Raw genomic sequence first — 23,311 nt, 5'->3', positions numbered from 1 at the left:
CTCAGGCGCCCTTCTCTCGGTTCGCTTGATCTGCCTGGTTCGCTTGGTTCCAACTCGAACCCCAGCCCGACTGCTGTGGGTTCTGTGAGGCCTGAGGGTTCTGCGGGGCCTGGAGGGCCTGGGGGTTCTGGGGGTATTGCGGGTTCTGCCGCTCCGGGGCGTCCGTGTGCGCGTGGTACTCCACCGACTCCGCCGTCAGCTGCATGAACGCCTCTTCGAGGGAGGCCTGCTGCGGGCTCAGCTCGTGCAGGACGAGCTGGTTCCGCGCCGCGAGTTCACCGAGCTCCTCGGCGGTGTGGCCGTCCACCTCGAGGGCGCCGCCGGACTCCACGACCGTGATGCCGGACCGGTGCAGGACGTCGAGCAGGCGCTCGCGCTCCGGGGAGCGCAGCCGGACGTACGAGCGCGAGTTCTGCCGGATGAAGTCCGGCATCGACATGTCGGCAAGGAGGCGTCCCTGCCCGATGACCACCAGGTGGTCGGCGGTGAGCGCCATTTCGCTCATCAGGTGGGAGGAGACGAAGACCGTACGGCCCGCGGCCGCGAGGGATTTCATCAGGTTGCGGATCCAGTGGATGCCCTCGGGGTCGAGCCCGTTGACCGGCTCGTCGAACATCAGGATCTGCGGGTCGCCGAGCAGTGCGCCCGCGATGCCGAGGCGCTGGCCCATGCCGAGCGAGAAACCCTTCGCCTTCTTGCGGGCCACCGCCGTGAGACCGACCGTGTCGAGCACCTCGTGCACGCGCTTCTTGGGGATGCCGTTGGACTGCGCCAGGCACAGGAGGTGGTTGTAGGCGTTGCGGCCGCCGTGCATCGCCTTCGCGTCGAGCAGCGCGCCGATGTAGCGCAGTGGGTCCTTCAGCTGGGCGTAGTGCTTCCCGTCGATCCGGACGTCGCCGGCCGTCGGGTTGTCGAGGCCGAGCATCATCCGCATCGTGGTGGACTTGCCCGCGCCGTTCGGGCCGAGGAAGCCGGTGACGATTCCTGGCCGGACGGAGAAGGTGAGGTCGTCCACGGCCGTCTTCTCGCCGTAGCGCTTGGTCAGCCCCGAGAGCTCGATCATGCGGCCACGCTAAAACGTGACAAAGCCCCCGGCCACTTGTGTGTGACCGGGGGCTTGCGTGTGGCCCTTCAAGCCCCCGCGCCTCAATCGCCGGCGGGGCTTGAATTATCGGGACTGCTGAGCCGGAACTCCCCGGGAGACCGGCTCGTCCTCCGCCGGGGCCCCAGCGGCAGCGACCGCCGCACCGGTGAGGGTGGCCAGCATCTCGCGGACGTTCGTGAGCTGCGCGTTGATCGAGTCGCGGCGGTTGGTGAGAGCCGCCAGCTCGCGCTCGGATTCGCTGCGGATACGGTCCGCCTTGGCGTTCGCGTCCGCGACGATGTCCTCGGCCTGGCGCTGGGCCGTCTCCACCGTCTGGCGGGCGCGGCGCTCGGCGTCCGTGCGGAGCTTCTCGGCCTCCAGGCGGAGCTGCTCGGCGCGGTGCTCGATCTCGGCGAGGCGCTTCTCGGCCTTGGCCTGACGCGAGGCCAGGTCGCGCTCCGACTGCTCGCGGCGCTTGGCCAGATTCGTCTCGAAGTCGGCGGCGGCCTGGGCGGCCTTGGCGCGCGTCTCCTCGAAGAGGGCGTCCGCCTCCTCGCGCTTGGACTGCGCGTCCTTCTGCGCCTCGGTGCGCAGCGCGGTGGCCTCGCCCTTGGCCTTCTCGACGATCCGAACGCCCTCGTCCTCGGCCTTGGACTTGCGCTCGGCGGCGAAAGACTCCGCGTCGTTGCGTACCTGCTGGGCCGCGGACTCGGCGAGCTCCCGGTGCTGCTCGGCCGCCCTGCGGGCCTCTTCGCGCAGGTCCTTGGCCTCCTCCTCGGCGAGGCGGAGGATCTTCTCGACGCGAGCGCCGAGTCCGGCGTACGACGGCTCCGCGTCGTTCACCTGAGCCTGGGCGTTCTGCGTCTCGAGGTGGAGTTCCTCGATGCGCTTTTCCAGAGCAGTGATACGGGCAAGAGCGCTGTCACGGTCGGAGACGAGCTTGGAGATCCGTTCGTCCACCTGAGCGCGGTCGTACCCACGCCGCACAAGCTCGAAGCCGTAGGGGGAAGTGTCGCTCATGGGGTTCCTGTCGAATGAGACCGGTGAGGTGATAGTGGGAATCCTAGGGGGCGCAGCGGCGTGTCATCGGGCAGATGTCGGATTGATCAGCCTTCAGCTCTAGAATGACCCCCCTTTTGAGTGGCGTAGGGACGGAGTGCTTGCCATAACAGGGCCAAACGTCCTTGGCGAGCACGGTAGTTGACCTAAAGGCTAGCCCTCCGAGCCCTTGCCACTCGAACGTGTGGCTCCCGCTGCGGCCCCCGCCTTGACGCCACTGTCCTTGTTACCCCCGCCGGACGGAGCCTCAAAACTCTCCAACGCCTCCAGCACGTCCTGGACACGGGAGATCTCGGCATTGATGTCCTCGCGGCGCCTGACCAGCACGTCGAGGTCCCGCTGACCCTTCTCGATCATGGCGGTGGCCTCCTGCTCCGCGTCCGCCTTGATCTTCTCGGCCTCGCGGGACAGCTCGGACTTCTTCTGCTCGGCCTCCTTGAGGAGACCCTCGGCCTTCTTCACGGCGGCGATCCGGACCTTGCCGGCCTCCGAATCCGCGTCGTTCAGGACCTCCTTGGCCTTGGCCTGCGCCTCGGAGAGCTGCTCCTCCGCGGCCTTGACCAGGGCGTCGCAGCGCTCGCCCGCGCTCTTCATGGCCTCCGCCGACTCGCGGCGCGCGCGCTCGTGCAGCTCCTCGATCTCGGCCGTGATCCGGTCGCGCAGCTCCTCGGCGCGCTCCCTGATCTGCGTCGCGTCCCTGCGGGCGCCGACGAGCAGCTCGTCCGCGTCCGTGCGGGCCTTCTCCACGATCGAGTTGCCCTCGACCGTGGATTCCGAGATGAGGCGCTCGGCCTCCGTGCGGGCCGCGCCGACCATCGTGTCGGCCTGCGACTCCGCGTCGGCGGTCGTCTTCTGCGCCGACTCCTGCGCCTCGCGGGTCAGCTTGTCGGCCTCGGTCGCGGACTCCGTGATCAGCTTGTCGACCTGCTCCGCGGCCTCCGTACGCCGCTTGTTGGCGTCCTTGCGGGCCTCGTCGAGCGTGCGCTCGGCCTCCTCGCGCGCGGCGGCCGTGATGCGGTCCGCCTCGGCCGCGGCCTCCGCCTTGACGCGCTCGGCCTCGGTACGGATCCGCTCGGCGTGCTGCTGCGCGGACGCGACCGTCTCGGCGGCCTCGGCGCGCAGCCGCTCCGCGTCGCCGGAAGCGTCCGAGATCAGCTTCTCGGCCTTGGCGACGGACTCGGAACGGACCCGCTCGGCCTCGGCCCGCGTCTCGTTGGTCAACTGCTCGGCGGCGGCCGTCGATTCGGCGCGCAGCCGCTCGGCCTCGGCGGTCGCGTCACCGACGAGCTTCTCGGCCTTCGCCGTGGACTCGGAGCGGACCCGCTCCGCCTCCGTGTTGGTCTCGGTCGTCAGGCGCTCGGCCTCGGCGGTCGCCTCGGTGATCAGCGTGTCGGCCTGCTCGGCCGCGTCGGAGCGGATCCGGTTGGCGTCCTCGCGGGCGTCGGCGCGGGTGCGCGAGGCGTCCTGGTCGGCGGCCGTGCGCAGGTCGGAGGCCTCCGTGCGGACCTGCTGGGCGTGCTCAGAGGCGTCCGTGCGCAGCCGCTCGGCCTCGGTGAAGGCCTCGGAGACGGTGCGCTCCGCCATCGCCTTCGCGGCCTCGGCCTCGGCGGTGGCCTCGGAACGGACCCGGTTCGCGTCCTCGGTGGCGCGCTCGCGCTCCGCGTAGGCGTCGGAGCGGACCCGGTCGGCCTCCTCCTGCGCCTCCGTCCTCGTGCGCTCCGCCGCGTGCTCGGCGGCACTGCGCAGGCCGGTGATCTCCTCCTGGGCCTGCTCGTGAAGCCCGGCCACGGAGTCGCGCACCTGCTGCGCCGTCTGCTCGGCGGTGGAGACCATCTCGGTCGCCCGCTGGTCCGCCTCCTCGACCAGACGTACGGCCTCGGTCTGCGCCTCCTCGACACGCGCGCGTGCCACGGCGAGCAGTTCCTCGCTCTGCTCGCGGGCCCGCTCGCGCTCCTGCTCGGCCTCCTCGCGCGCGCTGCCGAGCGTCTCCTCGGCCTCGCGGCGGCGCCGGGCCGCCTCCTCCTGGGCCGCGGCCAGCGTCTCCGCGGCCTCGGCGGCGATCCGCTCGGCGGCGGTCTGCGCCTCGGCGCGCATCCGGTCGGCGGACTCCTGCGCCTCCGTCTTGAGCCGCTCGGCCTCCGCGGACGCCTCGGAGGTCAGGCGCACGGCGGCGTTCTCGGCCTCGGAGCGGGTCGTCGAGGCGTCGGCCGCGGCCTCCGTGCGAAGGCGCTCGGCCTCCGCCTCGGCCTGCGCCTGCACCGTGCGGGCGCGCTCGGCGGCGTCCGCACGCAGTCGCTCCACCTCGTCGGCGGCCTCGCGGCGCAGCGTCTCGCCCTGCTCCCGCGCCTCGTTCAGCGCCGTCTCCGCGGCGGTGAGGCGCTCCTCGGCCTCCGTGTGCAGGCGGGTCAGCTCGCGGGCCGCCTCCTCCTGCTTGGCCTGCATCGCCCGCTCGGCCTCGTCCTTGAGCGCCTGCGCCGCGCGCTCCGCCTCGGCCCTGGTGGCCTCGGCCTGCTCCTCGGCCTCGGTGCGGTACCGCTCGGCCTCCGCGCGCGTGCGCTCCAGGGTCTCCTCGGCCTGCTTGCGCAGCGACGTGGCCCGCTCGATGGCCTCCGTGCGGACGCGCTCGCTCTCCGTCGTCGCGGCGGTGCGCAGTTCGTCCGCGTCCGCCTTCGCCTTGGAGAGGAGCTGTTCGGCGGTGCTGGCCGACTCCTCGATCTGCTGGACGGCCTCGCGGCGGGCCTCGGCCCGGATCCGCTCGCCCTCCTCGACGGCCTCGGCCCGCAGCTGCTCGGCCTCGCCACGAAGCCGCCGCGCCTCCTCCTGGAGCTCGACGGTCTTGGCGCGGTACTCCTTGGTGTCGTCCTTGGCCGCGCCCTTGAGCTCGGTGGCCAGGTCGTGCGCCTCGGCGCGCAGCCGGTCCGCCTCGGCCTCGGCGTCGGCGCGCAGCCGCTCGGCCTCGTCGGCCGCGGCCTTCGTCGTCGCCTTGGCTTCCTCGGACGCCTTGTTGAGCACGTCCTCCGCGGTGCGCGCGGCCTTCGCGAGCTCGCCGGCGGTCTCCTCGGCGGTGACCGTACGGGCCTTCTCCTTGGCCTCGGCGATCAGCTTCTCGGCCTCGGCCTTGGCGTCGGCGATGACCTGCTCGGCCTCCGACTTCGTCGTCTCCGCGTCCTTGGTGGCCTCCTGGACGAGGCGGGCCACCTGCTCCTTCGCGGTACGGGTGCGCTGCTCGTTGGCCGCCTCGGCGCTCGCGAGCTGCTTGCCCGCGGCTTCCTTCGCCTCCGCGAGCACCTTGTCGGCCTCGGCGCGGGCCTCGCGCAGCGCGCTGTCCGCCTCGGCGATCTTCTGCTCGGCGGCGCGGTTCAGCTCGCCGGACCGGCGGCGGGCCTGCTCGGACTCCTCGCTCGTCGACGTCCGCAGCTGCTCGGCGTGGTCGGTGGCCTCCTGGGCCTGCGTCGACGCGGCGTTCAGCAGGCGCTCGGCGTCCTGCCGGGCGCGGGCCAGGATCGACTGCGCCTCGGCGCGCGCGTCCTCGGCCTCCGAGGTGAGGCGCTGGCGGGCCTGCTCGGCGACCCGCTCGGCCTCCGCGCGGGCGGCGGCGAGCGCCTGGTCGGCCTCGGCGCGCGACTCGTCGAGGAGGCGGCGGGCCTGCTGCTCGGTGCGGGCGCGCAGCTGCTCGGCCCACTGCACGTTCTCGTTGACGTGCGTCTCGACCGTGCGGCGGCGCTCGGCGAGCTCCTGGTCGAGCTGCTGGCGGCGGTTGACCGCCTCCGTGTGCAGCTCGGACTGGAGCCGGGACTGCTGCTCGGCGTGCTCCTGAAGGATCCGCTGGGTCTGCGCGCGGGCATCGCGAAGCTCGCGCTCGGCGTCGGCGCGCAGCTGGTCGGCCTGGATCTGCGCGTTCCGCAGGAGCTGCTCGGCCTGGTAGCCGATGTCCGACCCGTCGTAGGCAGGCCGGGACGCGAGGCTGCGGCGCGCCTCGTGCAGCTTGGCGCGCAACACCTCCACCTGGTAGCCGAGGTCCTCGGCGTGCTGGACGGCCTTCTCCCGATCGGTCTTCAGCCGGTCCATCTCGGCTTCGAACCGCGAGAGATGGTCGGTCTCAGCCGGCCGTCGGCCGTCCTGGCTCTCATAGCCCCGCACTGCGCGGTCCCATCCGTCCCCTGGTCGCAAGTTCTTCTTACGAGCCCCGCTCATTCACGCGAACGGGGCCCCCGGGGAATGGTGTCAGATCGAATTCGCCGGTGCCGTCGGACCGTTCCGGCTGATGCCGTTCGTTCCCGACGTGCCCCGACCCTCGTCCCCCGATACCCGGACCCCGGCCCACGACCGGCCGTTGGTGACGGCAGCCGCCCCACAACCCTACCGGCACGGCTATGTGGAGGTCAGTGCTCCGCCGAGTCCTTCGGTGCGGCGGTGACGAGTTCGGTCAGTACGCCGTGGCAGTCCTTGGGGTGCAGGAACGTGATGCGGGAGTCCATCGAGCCCCGGCGCGGCTCGTCGTAGAGGACACGGACCCCCTTGTTCCTGATGTCCGCGGCGTCCGCGTCGACGTCGGCCGTGCCGAAGGCGATGTGGTGCACACCCTCGCCGTTCTTGGCCAGCCACTTGCCGACGGCGGAGTCCTCGCGGGTGGGTTCGAGCAGCTGGAGGTAGGTCGCGCCCCCGTCGCTCGTCTCGTTGACCTTGAGCATGGCCTCGCGCACGCCCTGCTCCTCGTTGACCTCGGAGTGGTACACCTCGAAGCCGTACGTGGCCCGGTAGAACTCGACGGTCTTGTCGAGGTCGAAGCAGGCGATCCCGATGTGGTCGATTCGCGTCAGCATGCTGTAAGTGCAGCGCGGTTCGAGGTGGTTACGCAACGTGCGCGCGATCACACTCCTGTGGCGATGACGTGCGCCATACCGGTCAGTACATTCGAGTAAACCCTCGTTCACTCCTCACCTCCAAGGGGCCGTGCCTCATGTCAGGAACGACCGGTACCACGTCAGTGATCGTCGCGGGCGCGCGGACGCCCATGGGCCGTCTGCTCGGCTCGCTCAAGTCCTTCTCCGGAGCCGACCTGGGCGGCTTCGCGATCAAGGCCGCCCTCGACCGTGCGGGAATCGGTGGCGACCAGGTTCAGTACGTGATCATGGGCCAGGTGCTCCAGGCCGGGGCGGGGCAGATCCCGGCGCGCCAGGCCGCGGTCAAGGCGGGCATTCCGATGAACGTCCCGGCGCTCACGATCAACAAGGTGTGTCTGTCCGGGCTCGACGCCATCGCGCTCGCCGACCAGCTCGTTCGCGCCGGCGAATTCGACGTGGTCGTGGCCGGTGGCCAGGAGTCCATGACGAACGCTCCGCACCTGCTCCCGAAGTCCCGTGAGGGCTACAAGTACGGCGCCGTCGAGATGCTCGACGCGATGGCGCACGACGGCCTCACCGACGCCTTCGAGAACATCCCGATGGGCGCCTCGACGGAGAAGCACAACACCCGCCTCGGCATCGCCCGCCCGGAGCAGGACGAGGTGGCCGCCCTGTCGCACCAGCGGGCCGCCGCCGCGCAGAAGAACGGCATCTTCGAGGCCGAGATCACGCCCGTCGAGATCCCGCAGCGCAAGGGTGAGCCGGTCGTCTTCAGCAAGGACGAGGGCATCCGCGCGGAGACCACCGCGGAGTCGCTCGGCAAGCTGCGCCCGGCCTTCGCCAAGGACGGCACGATCACCGCCGGCACCTCCTCGCAGATCTCGGACGGCGCCGCCGCGGTCGTCGTCATGAGCAAGGCGAAGGCGCAGGAGCTGGGCCTGGAGTGGATCGCCGAGATCGGCGCGCACGGCAACGTCGCGGGCCCGGACAACTCGTTGCAGTCGCAGCCGTCGAACGCCATCCAGCACGCCCTCAAGAAGGAGGGCATCGCCGCCGAGGACCTCGACCTCATCGAGATCAACGAGGCCTTCGCTGCGGTCGCCGTGCAGTCAATGAAGGACCTCGGTGTGTCCTCGGAAAAGGTGAATGTCAACGGCGGGGCCATCGCGCTCGGTCACCCGATCGGGATGTCCGGCGCGCGCATCGTGCTGCACCTCGCCCTGGAGCTGAAGCGCCGCGGCGGCGGTGTCGGCGCGGCCGCCCTGTGCGGTGGCGGCGGTCAGGGTGACGCGCTGGTGGTGCGGGTACCCAAGGCGTAACGCCCTCGATGGCGGAACTCTTTTCGTACGTGTACGGGAACTGGCGAACGGAGCTGTGATGCAGGACGTCCCCACGTTGGTCGCGCAGGCGAGGGAGGGCAGGCCGCGTGCCGTGGCCCGGCTGATCTCGCTGGTGGAGGGGGCGTCCCCGCAGCTGCGCGACGTCATGGCCGCGCTGGCCCCGCTGACCGGGAACGCGTACGTGGTCGGCCTCACCGGTTCGCCCGGTGTCGGCAAGTCGACCTCCACGTCGGCGCTCGTGAGCGCGTACCGGCGGGCCGGGAAGCGGGTCGGCGTGCTCGCCGTCGACCCGTCGTCGCCGTTCAGCGGCGGCGCGCTCCTCGGCGACCGGGTCCGGATGTCGGAGCACGCGTCCGACCCCGGCGTCTACATCCGCTCGATGGCCACGCGCGGACACCTGGGCGGCCTCGCATGGGCCGCGCCGCAGGCGATCCGGGTGCTCGACGCCGCCGGCTGCGACGTGATCCTGGTCGAGACGGTCGGCGTCGGGCAGTCCGAGGTCGAGATCGCCTCGCAGGCGGACACGTCGGTGGTGCTCCTCGCGCCCGGCATGGGTGACGGGATCCAGGCGGCCAAGGCCGGAATCCTGGAGATCGGCGACGTGTACGTGGTCAACAAGGCCGACCGGGACGGGGCCGACTCCACGGCCCGCGAGCTGAACCACATGCTGGGTCTCGGCGAGTCCCGCGCCCCCGGCGACTGGCGCCCCCCGATCGTGAAGACGGTCGCCGCGCGCGGCGAGGGCATCGACGAGGTCGTCGAGGCGCTGGAGAAGCACCGGGCGTGGATGGAGGAGCGCGGCGTGCTCTCCGAGCGCCGCGCGGCGCGGGCGGCCCGTGAGGTCGAGACGATCGCGGTGACGGCGCTGCGCGAGCGGATCGGCGACCTTTCGGGGGACCGGCGCCTCGGCGCGCTGGCCGAGCGCATCGTCTCGGGCGACCTCGACCCGTACCGGGCCGCGGACCAGCTGGTGGAGGGCCTCACCGGGGCCTGAGCGGCGAGCCCGGCCGGACGCTCCGGCCGGGGTTCCGCGCTCTGTTCTTCCCCTCCGCCCGCTGTTAGGGTGCGGCCATGTCATTCCTCCGTGCGTAGAGAACTCCGGTGCTTTCACGCCCCGTTGAGTTCTCCCCGCATGCTCGCTCCGGAGGAAATCCATCATGTACGCCGCCGTGCTGCGGACCCCGTACGCCCTGCGCACCTTTGGTGCGGCCCTGCTCGGGCGCCTCTCGTACGGGACCGTCGCCCTCTCCCTGATGCTCGCCGTGACCGCCGCCACCGGCTCGTACGCCGTCGCGGGCGCCGTCATGGCGCTGTACGGCGCCGCCAGCGTGCTCCTGTCGCCGCTGCGCGCCCTGTTCATCGACCGGTACGGGCCGCGCCGCGCGCTGCCCCCGATGGCGCTGTCCTACGCGGCGCTGCTCGCGCTCTTCGCCGTGGTTGCCTGGCGGCCGGGGGCGTCGGGGCCGCTGCTCGTGGCCCTCGCCCTGCCGACCGGGGCGCTGACGCCGCCGCTCGGGCCCACGATGCGCGTGGTGTGGGGGCGGATGCTGGCGGACGACCGGCGGCTGTTGCAGCGGGCGTACAGCCTCGACGGGGTCGCCGAGGAACTGCTGCTCGTGTGCGGTCCGTTGCTGGTGGGCGTCCTTGTGCTGTGGGCGCCCGCCGCCTTCGGCGTCGCCCTGAGCGCCGGGCTCGTGGCCGTCGGAACGCTGGCCTTCGTCGCCTCGCCCGCGGTGGCGGGGGTGGCCGCGGTGCCGCGGGCGGCCGGGCGGCCTCGTGCGGCCCGGGGGAAGCTCGCCCGCCGGCTGCGGCAGCCCGTGGTCGTGACCCTCGGCGTCGGTGTCGCGCTCGGGGCGGCCGATCTGCTGGTCCTCGCGTTCGCCGAGGAGCGGGGGCGGGGCGGGGCGGCCGCGTGGATCCTGGCCGCGCTCTCCGCCGGCAGCGCGGTGGGCGGGCTCGTGAACGGGGCCGTGGACTGGCGTGCGCCCGCGCGAACCCGGCTCGCGGTTCTGGCGGCCGGGCTCGCGGCGGCGCTGGGAGGAGCGGCGCTCGCGCCGGGGCTCGGCGCGCTCGCGGTGGCGGCGGCGTGCGTCGGCCTCTTCGTCGCGCCGGCCCTGACCACGGCGTACCTGCTCGCGGACGAGTCGGTGGACGCCGGATTCCGTACGCAGGCCGGGGCGTGGGTCAACACGTCCCTGAACGCGGGCTGTTCGGCAGGGACGGCGGGCATCGGGCTCCTGGTGGGGCAGGTACCGCTGCCGGTGTGTTTCGCGGTGGCGGCGGTGGCTCCGCTGCTCGTGGCGCTCCCACTCAAAGCCCCGCACTTGGACGAGAGCCGACGGGGCCCGGGGCGGAGCCCCGTGGCCCACGCCCCGGTGCCGGGTGAACGTCAGTCGTCGTCGCCGTCGTCGTCCGACGCGTGATCAACGGTCACCGCGCCCGTCTTGAAGTCGACATGCCAGTCGTGCTCCGTGCCGTTCGAGGACGTCGTCTCGACCTCCCAGACCTTCACCGAGCCGTCGTCGTCGGCGTCCACCGAGGTGACCGTGCCCTTCGAGGCCGCGGCCCTGGCGGCGTCCTCCGCCGACGTCGACGCGTCCTTCAGGGTCGCCGCGACGCGGGCCGCGCTGTCGTCGCCGTCGTCGTCGCGCTCGGTGTGGGAGCCGAGCACCTTGCCGTTGCCGGGGTCGACGTCGACGTGCTGCCACTTGTCGCCGGAGCCGATCACGTCGACCTCCCACACCAGGCGCCCGTCGTCGGAGTCGAGGTCGGCGCCGACGGCCGTGCCGGGCGTGTGCTTCAGGGCGGCGGCGATCGCGTCCTCGGCGGACACCTTCGCCCCCTTGGCCTCGTTCGCCTCCTCCTGGTTGTCGCTGACGCCGTCGTCGTCCTTGACCTGCACGGACGACTGCCGTGCCGAGTTCGACGAAGACGAACCGGCACCGTCGTCGCCGGAGACCGCGACCGCGGTGGCCGTGCCCCCGCCCAGCAGGGCGACGACGGCGATGGCGGAGATGACAGTGGTACGGCGCTTCATGGGGTTCCTCCCGTGGTGGGGTTCCGACGGGAAACACACTGCCCGGCCGACCCTGAAGCCCCGCTGAAGGCACCTGAAGGGTTCTTCAGCTTCCTTCAGGGTTCTTCAGGTTCGACCTGCGACCCTTGCTCCCATGCGCCTGTTGATCGTCGAGGACGAGAAGCGACTCGCCCTGTCCCTCGCCAAGGGCCTCACCGCCGAGGGCTACGCCGTCGACGTGGTCCACGACGGCCTGGAGGGCCTGCACCAGGCGAGCGAGGTGCCGTACGACCTCGTCGTCCTCGACATCATGCTGCCGGGCATGAACGGCTACCGGGTCTGCGCCGCCCTGCGCGCCGCGGGCAACGACGTGCCGATCCTGATGCTGACCGCGAAGGACGGCGAGTACGACGAGGCCGAGGGGCTCGACACCGGCGCCGACGACTACCTGACCAAGCCGTTCTCCTACGTGGTGCTGGTCGCGCGCGTGAAGGCGCTGCTGCGGCGCCGCAGCAGCAGTCAGAGCGCCAGCCCGGTGCACACCGTCGGGCCCTACGCCGTCGACACCGCCGCGCGCCGCGTCACGCACGCCGAGGACGGTGAAGTCGCGCTCACCACAAAGGAGTTCGCGGTCCTGGAGCAGCTCGTGACGCGGGCGGGCGAGGTGGTGTCCAAGGGCGAGATCCTCGACCACGTGTGGGACTTCGCGTACGAGGGCGACCCCAACATCGTCGAGGTGTACGTGAGCGCGCTGCGGCGCAAGCTCGGCCCCTCCCTGATCCGCACGGTGCGTGGCGCCGGATACCGGTTGGAGGCGCCGCGATGAGCAGGCTCAGGAGGCCCTTCAGCTCCGTACGGGCCCGCGCCGCCCTCGCCGCCACCCTCGTCGTCGCGGTCGCCCTGGTCGCGGCCGGTGCCACCGTGCTGCTCTCGCTGCGCGGCAACCTCACCGACCGGGCGGGCGGCGACGCCGACTCCACGGCCCGCCGCGTCGCCACCTCCCTGGCCACCGGCACCGCGCCCGACGCGCTCGACCTGGACGACGAGGACCCGGTCCAGGTCGTCGACGACGACGGCAGGGTGCTGGCCACGTCCGAGGACCTGGAGAAGATCTCCGGCACCGGCGCGAGCGGCGTCAAGCCCGTCGCGGCGCGCCCCGACGACGACGGCGACGACGACGGGGGAGACGACGGCAAGCAGAACGGCAGCGTCTCCGACCACACCGACCACACCGACGGCAGCGCCACCATCGACGGCGACAGCGCCGACTACCGGTTCGCCGCGGTCGAGGTCGAGGACACCGCGTACGGGGATCTCACCGTGTACGCGGGCGGCTCGCTGGAGGCCGAACAGAGCGCGGTCGGCACGGCGTTGACCTCCATGCTGATCGGCTTCCCCGTGCTGCTCGTCATCGTGGGCGGGGTGACGTACCTGGTGACCCGGCGCGCGCTGCGGCCCGTGGAGGGCATCCGCGCCGAGATGGCCGCGATCACGGCCTCGCAGGACCTGGGCAGGCGGGTGCCGGAACCGGACACCCACGACGAGGTGGCCCGGCTCGCCGGCACCACGAACGAGACGCTCGCCGCCCTGGAATCCTCGGTGGAGCGCCAGCGCCGCTTCGTCGCCGACGCCTCGCACGAGCTGCGCAGCCCGATCGCCTCGCTGCGCACCCAGCTGGAGGTCGGCGCGGCGCACCCGGAGCTGCTCGATGTGGACGGAGCCGTCGAGGACACGGTGCGGTTGCAGGAGCTGGCCGCGGATCTGTTGCTGCTTGCCCGGCTCGACGCGGGGGAGAAGCCCGGCGGCGCCGGGGTCGACCTCGCCGCCCTGGTGCGCGAGGAGCTGTCCCAGCGCACCGGCGACCGGGTCCCCGTGGCCGTGGACGTGACCGCGGTGCCGCAGGTCAGCGGCTCCCGGGGCCAGTTGGCGCGGGTCCTCGGCAACCTCGTCGACAACGCGCAGCGGCACGCCCGCGCCGGGGTCCGGGTGGCGGTGCGCGCGGAGGGCGGCCGGGTGGTGCTGAGGGTCTGCGACGACGGGCAGGGCGTGCCGGAGGACGAGCGGGAGCGGATCTTCGAGCGGTTCGTACGGCTCGACGACGCCCGCACCCGGGACGGCGGCGGGGCCGGTCTCGGCCTCGCCATCGCCCGGGACGTGGCGGAGCGGCACGGCGGCTCGCTCACGGTGCGTTCCGCGCCGGAGGGCGGGGCGCTCTTCGAGCTCGAGCTGCCCGCCGGCGGCGACGGTCCCTAGCGGATCACGGTTTGCCGCGTTGCGAACGCAGGTGTTCCGCGATGGGGGAGAGGGCCTGGCGCAGGTTGCCCAGCTCCTGCGGGGAGATGAGGTCCACGAAGTGCCTGCGGACGGACGCCACGTGGTGCGGGGCGACCTTCCGCATGGTCTCCATGCCGTAGTCGGTGAGCACGGTGTAGAGGCCCCGGCGGTCCGACTCGCAGTTCTCGCGACGGACCAGGCCGGCGTTCTCCATGCGTGTGATCTGATGTGAGAGCCGACTCTTGGACTGCAAAGTCGCGGCCGCGAGGTCGCTCATCCGCATCCGGAGGTCCTCGGCCTCGGAGAGGTTCACCAGGATCTCGTAGTCGTTCATCGTCAGGCCGAACGGCTGGAGATCCTTCTCCAGTTGGTAATTGAGCAGTCTGTTGACCTCCAGGTGGGTGCGCCAGGCGCACTGCTCCTCGTCGGTCAGCCACGCGGTGGCCGTCTCGGTCTCCATGGAATCGATTCTACCTAAGAAGTTGAAAGGTGAACGAATGTGGGGGGTGACAAATTACGCACTCGCGTTCGACGTCACACTCCGCAGACTACCGCTCACAGCCCGAAGCGACGCTGGAGGTCGCCGAGCTGTCCGGGAAGACGCGGTGCTCCAGGATTACCCGCGGAGGCCCCCGGTCCGCCCGGAACTCCCCCCTGGTGAGGTACGTCACCCACCGGCTGTTCCGGCATCAACGACTCGCTGGATTGCAGCAGCACCGTCCCGGCGCCCACGAACTCGAACTGGTGCTCCTCGCCCGAGACCCCGCCGATGCCCGTCATCGCACGTAGACCGCCGATCACACCCGTCAGATATCCGTGGTCGTAGTGGTGGCACGGCGAGGGGCAGTCGGCCCAGCCGACCAGCGCCTGCGGATCGACCCGGATCGGCGGCTCCATGAACACAACCGGACCGTTTGATGCCGCGACGAATTTGCCGGTGCCAATGAGTGTGAGGAAGCCGGGAACGATCGACTGCTTCAGCGCGAGAGTTGGCTGAAAAGCGAGCAGATTCCCCGCGCGGATCGTCAGATTCCCCTCGTCCAGGTCGTACGAGTTCACGTCGAAGGCCCGGTCCGCGAGCAGCATCTTGCCGCTGCCCTCCGCGACCACCCAGTCGCTCGCGTGCAACGGCGAGTGGAACGAGGTGCGCACGAGCCGGTCGAGCCGGCCGTGCCCGATGCCGTTGAAGTCGATCCGCCCGTAGTGGGCGATCATCTTCCCCTTCTGGAGGAACCACTGGCCGCCGCGCAGTTCCACGCAGAAGGTGTACGCGTTGACGTTGTCGTCGACCGGCAGTGTCGCCGGGTCGTACACGATCGGGGTCACAGCTTTTCCTCCGACGCCTGGACGTACACCGCACCGCTTCCGCTCAGCTCCAGCTGGAACGCCTCGCCGCTGCCGCGCCCCACCATGTCCCGCCAGCCGAGCGCCGTGGACAGCTTGTTGCGCACGTCGCCGTGGTGCGCGACGTACGCCTGCGGGTCGACGTGCACGGGCCTGCCCGGGGTGATCGGGACCTCGATGACGCCGCCGTGCGCCATCACCGCCACCGAGCCGTGGCCCTGCAACGTGGTCGTGAACAGGCCCTGTCCGGTCACCTGGCCGCGCACCATCCCCATGACGCCGCCCTGCGCGCCCATGAACATCGTTCCCTGCCGCAACGCCCCGTCGAAGGCGAGCAGTCGGTCCGCCTCCACATAGAGGGTGTCGCCGGACAGCGTGATCACCTGCACGTGGTGCCCGCCGTGCCCGAACAGCACGGTGCCGCTGCCCTCGACGGTCATCAGCGGCGTCGACTCGTTCGCGACCCGCCGCCCGATCATGGACATCACGCCGCCCTGCCCGCCCTGGACGTTGGGGGTGAAGGAGACGTCGCCCTGGTAGGCGAGCATCGCGCCGCGCTGGCTGTAGAGCCGCTGCCCCGGCACGACGGTCGCCTCGACCATCTTCGAATTGATCTCCCGGAACGCCGCCGATCCCGCCGTCGTCATCACACGTCCCCCGCGATCGTGTTGCGCTCACTGGGCTGTACGTAGACGAGCCCGTCGCCCTCGAAGAGGATCTGGAAGGCCTCGCCGCCGCCCTCTCCGAGGAACGTACGGAAGGTCACTCCGGACTGGAACGACTGCCGCAGGTTCCCCTGGTGCGCGATGTACGCGCCGGGGTCGACGGTGAGTGGGTGGTCGTGGCCGACGCGGAGCACGACGGCCGGGCCCTCGCTCATGATCGCGGCCTGGCCGTGGCCCTCGACGGTCGTCGTGAACAGTCCGTTGCCCTGGGAGGCGCCGCGTACGCCGGTGAACGAGGTGCCCGTGCGCAGGCCGGTGTCCGTGCAGAGCAGGTTGCTCGACTCGACGTACAGCTTGTCGCCCCGCAGTCCCACCAGATTGATCTCGCTCGCCCGGTCCGCGAACCAGCAGGTGCCCTCTCCTTTGACCTCCATCATGGTCATCTGCTCACCGGTGATCCGGCGGGTCACCATGCCCCGGACCCCCTCGCCGCCCCCGCTCAGCTTCTTGAACGCCATCCGGCCGTCAAAGGCGACCATCGAGCCGTTCTTCGCCTTCACGCTGTCGCCTGTCATGTCGACGGCGAGCACCTTGCTGCCCTGAAGTCGGAACGTAGCCACGAGGTCGAAGGTAGCCGCCAAGGAGAGCCCGCCGACAGGGCCCCACCGGCGCGATGCCACAATGGGAAAACGCTTGTGCGTACATTCACAAGATCAATGACCGTCCGCCCGCTCAGCCGAAGGTGCACCTGTGGACCTCAAGACCGCCTCCGCCCTCCGACGCCTCCGCCTCGTCTCCGCCCCCGAGGCCGTCTCGTTCCTCCTGCTGCTGCTCTGCTCGGTCCTGAAGCGGACGACGGACTTCAACGCGGTGCCCGTGATGGGCATGATCCACGGCGTCCTCTTCGTCCTGTACGTGATCTTCTGGCTCGACGCCTGGAACCGCACGAAGTGGAGCTTCGGCACCGCCGCGCTCTACTTCGTCCTCTCGGTCCTGCCCACCGGCGGCTTCTTCGCCGAGCGCAAGCTCAAGCGCGAGGGGGAGGCCGCGGTGATCGCGGGCCGCGCCCGCCAGGAAGGTGTCGTGAACGCATGATCGTCGCCTTCTCCGTGACCCCGCTCGGGGTCGGCGAGGACGTGGGGGAGTACGTCGCCGACGCGGTCCGCGTGGTCCGCGAGTCCGGCCTCCCGAACCGCACCGACGCGATGTTCACCTCCGTCGAGGGTGACTGGGACGAGGTGATGGCGGTGATCAAGCGCGCCGTCGCGGCGGTCGAGGCGCGTGCGCCTCGTGTCTCGGTCGTCATGAAGGCGGACATCCGCCCGGGGGTGACGGACGGTCTGACGTCGAAGGTCGACACGGTCGAGCGACACCTCTCCGAGTAGCTGCCTGGCACGCTTCCGGCCCGGCCCCTCCGTGGGGGTGCCGGGCCGGCTGCTGTTTGCGGCCGGGGGTGACGGACGGTCTGACGTCGAAGGTCGAGACCGTGGAGCGGCAACTCTCCGACGGCTGACCGGGGTAGCCCTCCCCTTAGCTCACTCTTACGCGCCCCTCTGGTCGACACGCCCGGGAAAGTCCCCTTTTGTGGGGGTACCGAGACGGTCGAACACCAGATCCTGGAGGGCGCTGTGCGGCCTGACGAGGGCTACGACTACGACACCTACAGCAGGCTCGCCGGGCCGCTCACCGAGCCGCCCGGCGACGGCGCCTACCGGGTGCAGTACACCTCGCTGCTGGCGAACGAGCCGCACCGAATACGAGCGGTCCTCCTGATGACGCTCGCGCCCCTGCTCACCGGGGCGCTCCTCGTGTACCTGGTGTGGCCCACCCACTGGGTGGAACGCGAGGGCGGCGAACGCTGGTTGGTCTCGCTCGACATCGTGATGCTCGTGGCGATCGGGCTCATCGAGCTGTTCATGGTCGTCAACGTCATCTCCATCGCCCACGCGACGATGGTCGCCAGGGACCCGGTCCCCGTCCGCGCCGAGCCCGGCACCCGCGTCGCGTTCCTCACGACGTACGTCCCCGGCAAGGAACCCCTCCCGATGGTGCGGGCCACCCTCGAGGGCGCCGTGCGCCTCACGCACGAGGGCCCGCTGGACATCTGGCTCCTGGACGAGGGCGACGACCCCGACGTCAAGCGGCTCTGCGACCGGCTCGGCGTCCGGCACTTCACCCGCAAGGGCATCCCGGAGTGGAACCAGAAGAAGGGCCCCCACAAGGCCCGTACCAAGCACGGCAATTACAACGCCTGGCTCGCCGCGCACGGCGCGGACTACGACTTCTTCGCCTCCGTCGACACCGACCACGTGCCGCACCCCGAGTTCCTGGAGCGGATGCTCGGCTACTTCCGCGACCCCGACGTCGCGTTCGTCGTCGGCCCGCAGGTCTACGGCAATTACGACTCCCCGGTCACCAAGGCCGCCGAGTCCCAGCAGTTCCTCTTCCACGCGCTGATCCAGCGCGCCGGCAACCGCTACCGCGCCCCCATGTTCGTCGGCACCAACAACGTCGTACGGATCTCCGCCCTGAAGCAGATCGGCGGCCTCGTCGACTCGATCACCGAGGACATGGCGACCGGCTTCGAGATCCACCGCCACCGCAACCCGGACACCCACGAGCGCTGGCGCTCCGTCTACACCCCCGACGTGCTCGCGGTCGGCGAGGGCCCCGCCTCCTGGACGGACTTCTTCACCCAGCAGCTGCGCTGGTCGCGGGGCACGTACGAGACGCTGTTCCGGCAGTACTGGAAGGCCCCGGCCACGATGCCGCCCGGCCGCCTCTTCTCGTACTCGATGATGCTCGTCTACTACCCGATGACGGCCGTCAACTGGCTGCTCGGCGTGCTGAGCTGCGTGCTGTTCCTGTGGACCGGCGCCTCCGGCACCCAGGTGTCCGCGTCCGTGTGGCTGATGCTCTACAGCGACGCCGCCGCCCTCCAGATCGGCCTCTACCTCTGGAACCGGCGGCACAACGTCTCACCGCACGAACCCGAGGGCTCCGGCGGCCTGGCCGGCATGGGCATGTCCGCGATCTCCGCGCCCATCTACCTGAAGTCGCTCGGCGCGGCCCTCCTCGGCCGCCCCAGCCGCTTCGTCGTCACGCCCAAGGGCGGCGACGCCAGCGCCGACCAGCCGCTGACCTTCCGTATCCATCTGGCCTGGGCGGGCGTGCTCGCGACCTCGCTCGTGGCGTCCGTCGTCCTCGACCACACCCACGTGGCCATGCGCACCTGGGCGGTCCTCGCCCTGTGCATCGCGCTCGCCCCACCCGTCGTGTGGTTCGTCTCGCAGCGCCGTGAGGCCACCGCGGCCGCCGCGGTGGCGGCCACCGTCAGGAGGGCGGAGATCGAACGCGTCCGTGCCGTGCAGCCCGCCGCCCCCAGCACGTCGACCACAGGAGGGAACTGACGCATGGCCTACAGACCTTCGCGCCGGATGAAGAAGACCGTCTTCGGAGCGGGCGGCGTCGCACTCCTCGTCGGCCTGAACGCCCCGGCCGCCTGGACCTTCGCCACCGAGCGGTACGAGAACTGGAAGATCGCACAGCCCGGCTACAAGGCCAAGTACGGCTCCTGGTCGCAGGTCGACATCCCCAAGGAGTACCGCACCAACGCCATCCACGCCGCGCTCCTGCACACCGGCAAGGTCCTGATCGTGGCGGGCTCGGGCAACGAGCAGAAGAAGTTCGACGCGGGCACCTTCGACACCGTCCTGTGGGACCCGAAGGCGAACACCTTCAAGAAGATCCCCACCCCCGCCGACTTCTTCTGCGGCGGCCACGCCCAGCTCCCCGGCGGGCGGCTCCTGGTGGCGGGCGGCACCGCACGCTACGAGCGGCTCGACGGCGAGGTCGACAAGGCCGGCGGCGGCATGCGCGTCAAGAACGAGAGCCCCGACAAGGCGGTGCACCTGAAGAAGGGGACGAAGTTCCGCTCCCCTTCCGGCACCGAGTACGTCTCCAAGTTCGACGTCACCGTGCCCAAGGCGAAGCGCACCTTCGACAAGAAGCGCAACGCGGCCGGCGTCATGCGGCCGTGGCGGACCAGGATCAAGGCGAGCGAGTCCCGGGTCTTCGTCGAGGCGGCGAAGAAGGGCAGGCAGTACGTCACCGACGACAACGCCCAGTACGAGATCGAGGGCCTGCGCGGCAAGGACGCCGACAACGCGTACGGCCTCTCCGAGAAGATCACCATGGAGAAGCAGGACTTCCAGGGGATCAAGGAGGCCTACGAGTTCGACCCCGTCGCCGAGCGGTACGTGCCGGTCGACCCGATGGAGAAGGCCCGCTGGTACCCGACGCTTGTCGGCCTGGAGGACGGCAGGGTGCTCGCTGTTTCGGGGCTCGACGACGTCGGCATGATCGACCCCGGCGACAACGAGATCTACGACCCGAGGACCAAGAAGTGGTCGATGGGCCCCAAGCGCTACTTCCCGACGTACCCGGCGCTCTTCCTCACCAAGGGCGGCAAGCTCTTCTACCCGGCCTCGAACGCCGGTTACGGCCCCGCCACCAAGGGGCGCGTCCCCGGCCTGTGGGACCTGAGGACCAATGAGTTCGAGAAGGTCCCCGGCCTCGCCGACACGGACCAGACGGAGACCTCGTCCTCGCTGCTGCTGCCGCCCGCGCAGGACCAGCGGGTCATGATCCTCGGCGGCGGCGGTGTCGGCGAGTCCAAGAAGTCGACGTCCCGCACGGCGGTCGTGGACCTGAAGGAGGCGAACCCCGCCTTCAAGACGGGCCCCAAGCTCCCGCAGGGCACCCGCTACTTGAACTCGGTCATCATGCCGGACGACTCCGTCTTCACGACGAACGGCTCCAGGGACTACCGCGGCCGCAGCGCCAGCAACATCTTCAAGGCGCAGTTCTACGACCCCGAGCAGAACGCCTTCCAGGAGGCCGCCGCCCCCAAGGTCGGCCGCAACTACCACTCAGAGGCGCTGCTGCTGCCCGACGGCCGGGTCGCCAGCTTCGGCTCCGACCCGCTCTACGACAACCAGCAGAACACCAAGCTCGGCCACTTCGAGCAGCGCATGGAGATCTACACGCCGCCCGCCCTGCACCGCGGCGGCGACCAGCGGCCCGTCCTCGGACCGGGCCCCGAGACCCTCCCGGCGAGCGGTGAGGCCACGTTCCGCACGAAGGACGCGGACGGCATCGCCAAGGCCCGCCTGATGCGGCCGTCCGCCGTGACGCACACGACGGACGTGGAACAGCGCTCGATCGCCCTCGACGTCAAGAAGTCCAAGGGCGCGGTGACGGTGGACGTCCCCAAGGACAAGACACTGGTCCCGCCGGGCTGGTACATGCTGTTCGTGTCCGACGCGGACGGCGTCTCGTCCGAGGCGAAGTGGATCCAGGTGACGTAGTCAATCCCCGCCACCGCCGACGGGCGTAGTCAATCCCCGCCACCGCCGGCGGACGTAGGCAATTTCAGCCCCGCCGGCGATTGAGGCGCGGGGTCCGGGGCAGAGCCCCGCGACCTCAGCCCCGGTGGGGCTCAACTCTTGGCGTTCCGGGCCAATCCCAACGCATAGTCCGCCCACCACGTCCCCGCCGCCGGCCCCCCACGACACGTGCCGTCCGACTCACCGGGCCGCTTGATCCAAAGATTCGCGTCGTTCAGCGCGTCACCCGTCCTCGTGGTCGGGGCGGAGCCCAGCGCACGGCCCGGCGGGTTGCACCACGCGTCGCCCTGGCCGTCCCCGTAGGGGCCCGCGCCGTTGCGGCTGGTGTCGACCACGAAGTGCGCGCCGCCGAGCAGCCCGGAGAGCCGGCGGCCGTACGCGGTGCTGTCCTGGTCCGTCTGGAAGTTGGAGACGTTCAGGGAGAAGCCGTCCGCCTTCTCGATTCCGGCCCGCCGCAACGGCTCCACCAGCTTGTTCGCGTCGGGGATCCAGGCCGGGTTGCCCGCGTCGACGTACACCTTGGTGTTCGGCTGCCGCTTCAGGCGCTCGATCGCCGAGGACATCAGCGCGTACCGCTCGTCCTCGTACCGCTTCGGGGTGCAGCCGCTGACGATGTGCCCGATCGCGTCCGGTTCGAGGACGACGACGGCCTTCGCCTTCCCGATGCCGGAGGCGAACGCGTCGATCCACTGGTGGTAGAAGTCCGCGCTGTGCGCCCCGCCCGCCGAGTGCTGGCCGCAGTCGCGGTGCGGGATGTTGTACGCGACCAGGACCAGCGTCCTGCCCGCCTTCGCGGCCTGCGCGGCGGCCTCGGAGACCGGCGGCCTCGGGTAGTCGCCCGGGGCCCACATCGCCTGCGGGTGCGCGGCGATCCGCTCGATCAGGGCGGCGTCGGAGCCGCGGCCCTCCCGCTTCCACTTCGCGACCTGGTCCGCGGCCGCGGTGTCCGGGTCGACCCAGAAAGGCGAGGAGTCGCGGACGGAGCCGGACGGGTCCTTCCGCTGCGCCACCTCCGCCGCGGAGTCGCGGCCGCCGCCGCTGCTGCCCGCGCCCCCGCCACCGCCGCTGCCGGAGCAGCCGATGGCGAAGGAGGACAGGAGGATCCCGGCGCTCGCGAGCGCGAAGGTGCGGGTGGGGGTGCGGGCGGGCGTGTGGGCGGGTGGGACGGGCATCCTGCCCCCTGGTTCGGAGCGCGTACAGGGCGTACAAAGGCGTACGAAAACGTAAATACCCGGCAATCGTTACACAGGGTTGCCGCTTCGCCGCGCATTAGGCGCCGCGTCAGGAGCCCTGATCGCCCGTCACGAGCGCGCCGCCGAGGGGCGTCCGCTCGTACAGCACCTGGTGCCCGCGCCGCCGCGACGTGAGCAGCCCGGCCGCGCGCAGCGCCGCCAGATGCGCGGACACGGACGACGGCGCACGGCCGAGCCGGTGCGCGAGCGCGCTGGTCGAGGCCGGTTCGGTGAGCGCGCACAGCACGTCCGCGCGGCCTTTGCCGAGCAGGTTCGCCAGCGCGTCGGGGGCCCGCGCGGCGGGCGCGGACCACAGCGCGCCGACGCCCCGCGCCGGATACGCGACGGTGGGCTGCCACGGCGGGTCGAAGCCGCTCACCACGTCCGGCCAGCAGAAGACGCTGGGCAGCAGCACCAGACCTCGGCCGTCGAGGTCCCGGCTGTGCTCGCTCGCGAGGGCGCTGAGGGTGAGGGTGCCGGGCTCCCAGCCGAGCCGTGGATGCAGCTCCCGGAGCAGCCCTTCGAGTCCGACCTCGGCCAGGCGCCGCGAGTGGTGCGCCACGTCCGCCTCGAGCAGCGCCCGCAGCCGCGGCCACTCCGGCTCCACCAGGACGTGCCAGGCCCGCTCCACGAGGTCGGCCAACTCCCTTACGGCACGGGCCGGTTCGGCGGTCATCGCGCGGCCGGGCGGGGTGTCGGCGGCGCCCGGCGTGCACGCCAGCGACTGGACGATGCCGCGCAGCGCCTCCTCGGGAGCGGTCGCCCGCAACGCGGCGATCTCCTCGTCGAAGGTGGCGGCCGGACCGATCGGGGGCGGCCCGAGGAAGTCCGGGGAGTACCCGCGCCGCGGCATCAGGAGCCACACCGGCGCCAGGTCGAGCCCTCGTGCGGCGTCCCGGATCCGGCGCAGCCACGGCAGGTGATAGCCGTGCCGGTCGGGCCGCTTGAGCGTGCGGATCGCCTCCTGTGTCTCCCACAGCGGCGAGATCGCGAACCGGCACCGCAGCAGATCCTCCTGCCCGAACCGGAGATGCAACGGCATCCG

At 71.3% G+C, this 23,311-nt stretch carries 20 protein-coding genes; 9 read left to right on the top strand and 11 right to left on the bottom strand.

Translation table 11 applies throughout. The features are described 5' to 3' along the window. Position 1: 1 nt before the first annotated feature. The 4 genes from ACNYS0_RS14275 to mce all read right to left on the bottom strand — a co-directional run bounded on the left by ACNYS0_RS14275 (position 2) and on the right by mce (position 6,966). The gene (locus ACNYS0_RS14275; protein WP_422473772.1) at positions 2-1,063 is read right to left on the bottom strand and encodes an ABC transporter ATP-binding protein; all 1,062 of its coding nucleotides are present in this window, start codon (positions 1,061-1,063) and stop codon (positions 2-4) included. A 105-nt stretch (positions 1,064-1,168) separates the two neighbouring features. Then, positions 1,169-2,104, bottom strand: coding sequence for a coiled-coil domain-containing protein (locus tag ACNYS0_RS14270; RefSeq protein WP_399231794.1), 936 nt, complete (start codon positions 2,102-2,104; stop codon positions 1,169-1,171). A gap of 192 nt (positions 2,105-2,296) precedes the next feature. Then, positions 2,297-6,283, bottom strand: a complete 3,987-nt coding sequence (scy, locus tag ACNYS0_RS14265; protein ID WP_422473770.1) for a polarized growth protein Scy — start codon at positions 6,281-6,283, stop codon at positions 2,297-2,299. Between the two features lie 242 nt (positions 6,284-6,525). Continuing rightward, positions 6,526-6,966, bottom strand: coding sequence for a methylmalonyl-CoA epimerase (gene mce, locus ACNYS0_RS14260; RefSeq protein ID WP_422473768.1), 441 nt, complete (start codon positions 6,964-6,966; stop codon positions 6,526-6,528). A gap of 137 nt (positions 6,967-7,103) precedes the next feature. On the opposite strand from mce, the gene ACNYS0_RS14255 reads away from it, so the two are divergent. The 3 genes from ACNYS0_RS14255 (at position 7,104) to ACNYS0_RS14245 (ending at position 10,750) form a co-directional block, all read left to right on the top strand. Beyond that, the gene (locus ACNYS0_RS14255) at positions 7,104-8,306 is read left to right on the top strand and encodes an acetyl-CoA C-acetyltransferase (protein WP_385762586.1); all 1,203 of its coding nucleotides are present in this window, start codon (positions 7,104-7,106) and stop codon (positions 8,304-8,306) included. A gap of 58 nt (positions 8,307-8,364) precedes the next feature. Next, positions 8,365-9,321, top strand: a complete 957-nt coding sequence (gene meaB / locus ACNYS0_RS14250; protein ID WP_422473766.1) for a methylmalonyl Co-A mutase-associated GTPase MeaB — start codon at positions 8,365-8,367, stop codon at positions 9,319-9,321. 163 nt (positions 9,322-9,484) lie between these two features. After that, positions 9,485-10,750, top strand: coding sequence for an MFS transporter (locus tag ACNYS0_RS14245; RefSeq protein WP_422473764.1), 1,266 nt, complete (start codon positions 9,485-9,487; stop codon positions 10,748-10,750). Here the strand turns inward: ACNYS0_RS14245 and ACNYS0_RS14240 are convergent. Continuing rightward, a complete protein-coding gene (locus tag ACNYS0_RS14240; protein WP_422473762.1) occupies positions 10,717-11,364 on the bottom strand; it encodes a PepSY domain-containing protein in 648 nt (215 codons plus the stop codon). The two genes, ACNYS0_RS14245 and ACNYS0_RS14240, sit on opposite strands and share 34 nt — an antisense overlap. A gap of 133 nt (positions 11,365-11,497) precedes the next feature. Here ACNYS0_RS14240 and ACNYS0_RS14235 point away from each other — a divergent pair, with 133 nt between their 5' ends. Then, positions 11,498-12,169, top strand: coding sequence for a response regulator transcription factor (locus ACNYS0_RS14235; RefSeq protein ID WP_422473760.1), 672 nt, complete (start codon positions 11,498-11,500; stop codon positions 12,167-12,169). Then, complete coding sequence (locus ACNYS0_RS14230; protein WP_422473758.1) at positions 12,166-13,596, top strand: sensor histidine kinase; 1,431 nt, start codon at positions 12,166-12,168, stop codon at positions 13,594-13,596. Before ACNYS0_RS14235 ends, ACNYS0_RS14230 begins: the two co-directional genes overlap by 4 nt. Before the next feature lie 4 nt (positions 13,597-13,600). On the opposite strand, the gene ACNYS0_RS14225 is transcribed toward ACNYS0_RS14230, so the two are convergent. From ACNYS0_RS14225 to ACNYS0_RS14210, 4 genes are all read right to left on the bottom strand, one after another. Next, positions 13,601-14,077, bottom strand: coding sequence for a MarR family winged helix-turn-helix transcriptional regulator (locus tag ACNYS0_RS14225; protein WP_422409893.1), 477 nt, complete (start codon positions 14,075-14,077; stop codon positions 13,601-13,603). A 95-nt stretch (positions 14,078-14,172) separates the two neighbouring features. Beyond that, complete coding sequence (locus ACNYS0_RS14220) at positions 14,173-14,943, bottom strand: AIM24 family protein (protein WP_422409895.1); 771 nt, start codon at positions 14,941-14,943, stop codon at positions 14,173-14,175. After that, complete coding sequence (locus ACNYS0_RS14215; protein ID WP_422473756.1) at positions 14,940-15,608, bottom strand: AIM24 family protein; 669 nt, start codon at positions 15,606-15,608, stop codon at positions 14,940-14,942. Before ACNYS0_RS14215 ends, ACNYS0_RS14220 begins: the two co-directional genes overlap by 4 nt. Continuing rightward, a complete protein-coding gene (locus ACNYS0_RS14210; RefSeq protein ID WP_422473755.1) occupies positions 15,608-16,246 on the bottom strand; it encodes an AIM24 family protein in 639 nt (212 codons plus the stop codon). The genes ACNYS0_RS14215 and ACNYS0_RS14210 overlap by 1 nt, the downstream gene beginning before the upstream one ends. Before the next feature lie 130 nt (positions 16,247-16,376). Between ACNYS0_RS14210 and ACNYS0_RS14205 the strand changes: the two genes are divergently transcribed. From ACNYS0_RS14205 to glxA, 4 genes are all read left to right on the top strand, one after another. Beyond that, a complete protein-coding gene (locus ACNYS0_RS14205; protein ID WP_422473753.1) occupies positions 16,377-16,721 on the top strand; it encodes a DUF3817 domain-containing protein in 345 nt (114 codons plus the stop codon). Then, positions 16,718-17,011, top strand: coding sequence for an MTH1187 family thiamine-binding protein (locus tag ACNYS0_RS14200; RefSeq protein ID WP_422473751.1), 294 nt, complete (start codon positions 16,718-16,720; stop codon positions 17,009-17,011). The genes ACNYS0_RS14205 and ACNYS0_RS14200 overlap by 4 nt, the downstream gene beginning before the upstream one ends. 243 nt (positions 17,012-17,254) lie before the next feature. Beyond that, positions 17,255-19,036 carry a glycosyltransferase family 2 protein gene (locus tag ACNYS0_RS14195; RefSeq protein WP_422473749.1) on the top strand — a complete coding sequence of 594 codons (1,782 nt, stop codon included), beginning with the start codon at positions 17,255-17,257 and terminating at the stop codon, positions 19,034-19,036. 3 nt (positions 19,037-19,039) lie between these two features. Beyond that, a complete protein-coding gene (gene glxA / locus ACNYS0_RS14190; protein ID WP_422473747.1) occupies positions 19,040-20,995 on the top strand; it encodes a radical copper oxidase GlxA in 1,956 nt (651 codons plus the stop codon). Between the two features lie 131 nt (positions 20,996-21,126). Here the strand turns inward: glxA and ACNYS0_RS14185 are convergent, their stop codons facing one another. Together ACNYS0_RS14185 and ACNYS0_RS14180 are read right to left on the bottom strand one after the other, a co-directional pair. Next, a complete protein-coding gene (locus tag ACNYS0_RS14185; RefSeq protein ID WP_422473745.1) occupies positions 21,127-22,206 on the bottom strand; it encodes a glycoside hydrolase family 6 protein in 1,080 nt (359 codons plus the stop codon). Between the two features lie 109 nt (positions 22,207-22,315). Beyond that, positions 22,316-23,308 carry a DUF5937 family protein gene (locus ACNYS0_RS14180; RefSeq protein WP_422473743.1) on the bottom strand — a complete coding sequence of 331 codons (993 nt, stop codon included), beginning with the start codon at positions 23,306-23,308 and terminating at the stop codon, positions 22,316-22,318. Positions 23,309-23,311: the final 3 nt, after the last annotated feature.

This window comes from Streptomyces anthophorae (assembly GCF_049310305.1).
Taxonomy (GTDB): Bacteria; Actinomycetota; Actinomycetes; order Streptomycetales; family Streptomycetaceae; genus Streptomyces.
Note: the sequence above shows the minus strand (reverse complement) of the source record. Positions and strands in the feature narration are given on the sequence as shown.

Excerpts from the sequence above, each read along its gene's own strand:
- ACNYS0_RS14275 (WP_422473772.1), bottom strand. The coding sequence starts at position 1,063 with ATGATCGAGCTCTCGGGGCTGACCAAGCGCTACGGCGAGAAGACGGCC.
- ACNYS0_RS14270 (WP_399231794.1), bottom strand. The coding sequence starts at position 2,104 with ATGAGCGACACTTCCCCCTACGGCTTCGAGCTTGTGCGGCGTGGGTAC.
- mce (WP_422473768.1), bottom strand. The coding sequence starts at position 6,966 with ATGCTGACGCGAATCGACCACATCGGGATCGCCTGCTTCGACCTCGAC.
- ACNYS0_RS14255 (WP_385762586.1), top strand. The coding sequence starts at position 7,104 with ATGTCAGGAACGACCGGTACCACGTCAGTGATCGTCGCGGGCGCGCGG.
- meaB (WP_422473766.1), top strand. The coding sequence starts at position 8,365 with ATGCAGGACGTCCCCACGTTGGTCGCGCAGGCGAGGGAGGGCAGGCCG.
- ACNYS0_RS14245 (WP_422473764.1), top strand. The coding sequence starts at position 9,485 with ATGTACGCCGCCGTGCTGCGGACCCCGTACGCCCTGCGCACCTTTGGT.
- ACNYS0_RS14240 (WP_422473762.1), bottom strand. The coding sequence starts at position 11,364 with ATGAAGCGCCGTACCACTGTCATCTCCGCCATCGCCGTCGTCGCCCTG.
- ACNYS0_RS14235 (WP_422473760.1), top strand. The coding sequence starts at position 11,498 with ATGCGCCTGTTGATCGTCGAGGACGAGAAGCGACTCGCCCTGTCCCTC.
- ACNYS0_RS14230 (WP_422473758.1), top strand. The coding sequence starts at position 12,166 with ATGAGCAGGCTCAGGAGGCCCTTCAGCTCCGTACGGGCCCGCGCCGCC.
- ACNYS0_RS14225 (WP_422409893.1), bottom strand. The coding sequence starts at position 14,077 with ATGGAGACCGAGACGGCCACCGCGTGGCTGACCGACGAGGAGCAGTGC.
- ACNYS0_RS14215 (WP_422473756.1), bottom strand. The coding sequence starts at position 15,608 with ATGACGACGGCGGGATCGGCGGCGTTCCGGGAGATCAATTCGAAGATG.
- ACNYS0_RS14200 (WP_422473751.1), top strand. The coding sequence starts at position 16,718 with ATGATCGTCGCCTTCTCCGTGACCCCGCTCGGGGTCGGCGAGGACGTG.
- glxA (WP_422473747.1), top strand. The coding sequence starts at position 19,040 with ATGGCCTACAGACCTTCGCGCCGGATGAAGAAGACCGTCTTCGGAGCG.
- ACNYS0_RS14185 (WP_422473745.1), bottom strand. The coding sequence starts at position 22,206 with ATGCCCGTCCCACCCGCCCACACGCCCGCCCGCACCCCCACCCGCACC.
- ACNYS0_RS14180 (WP_422473743.1), bottom strand. The coding sequence starts at position 23,308 with ATGCCGTTGCATCTCCGGTTCGGGCAGGAGGATCTGCTGCGGTGCCGG.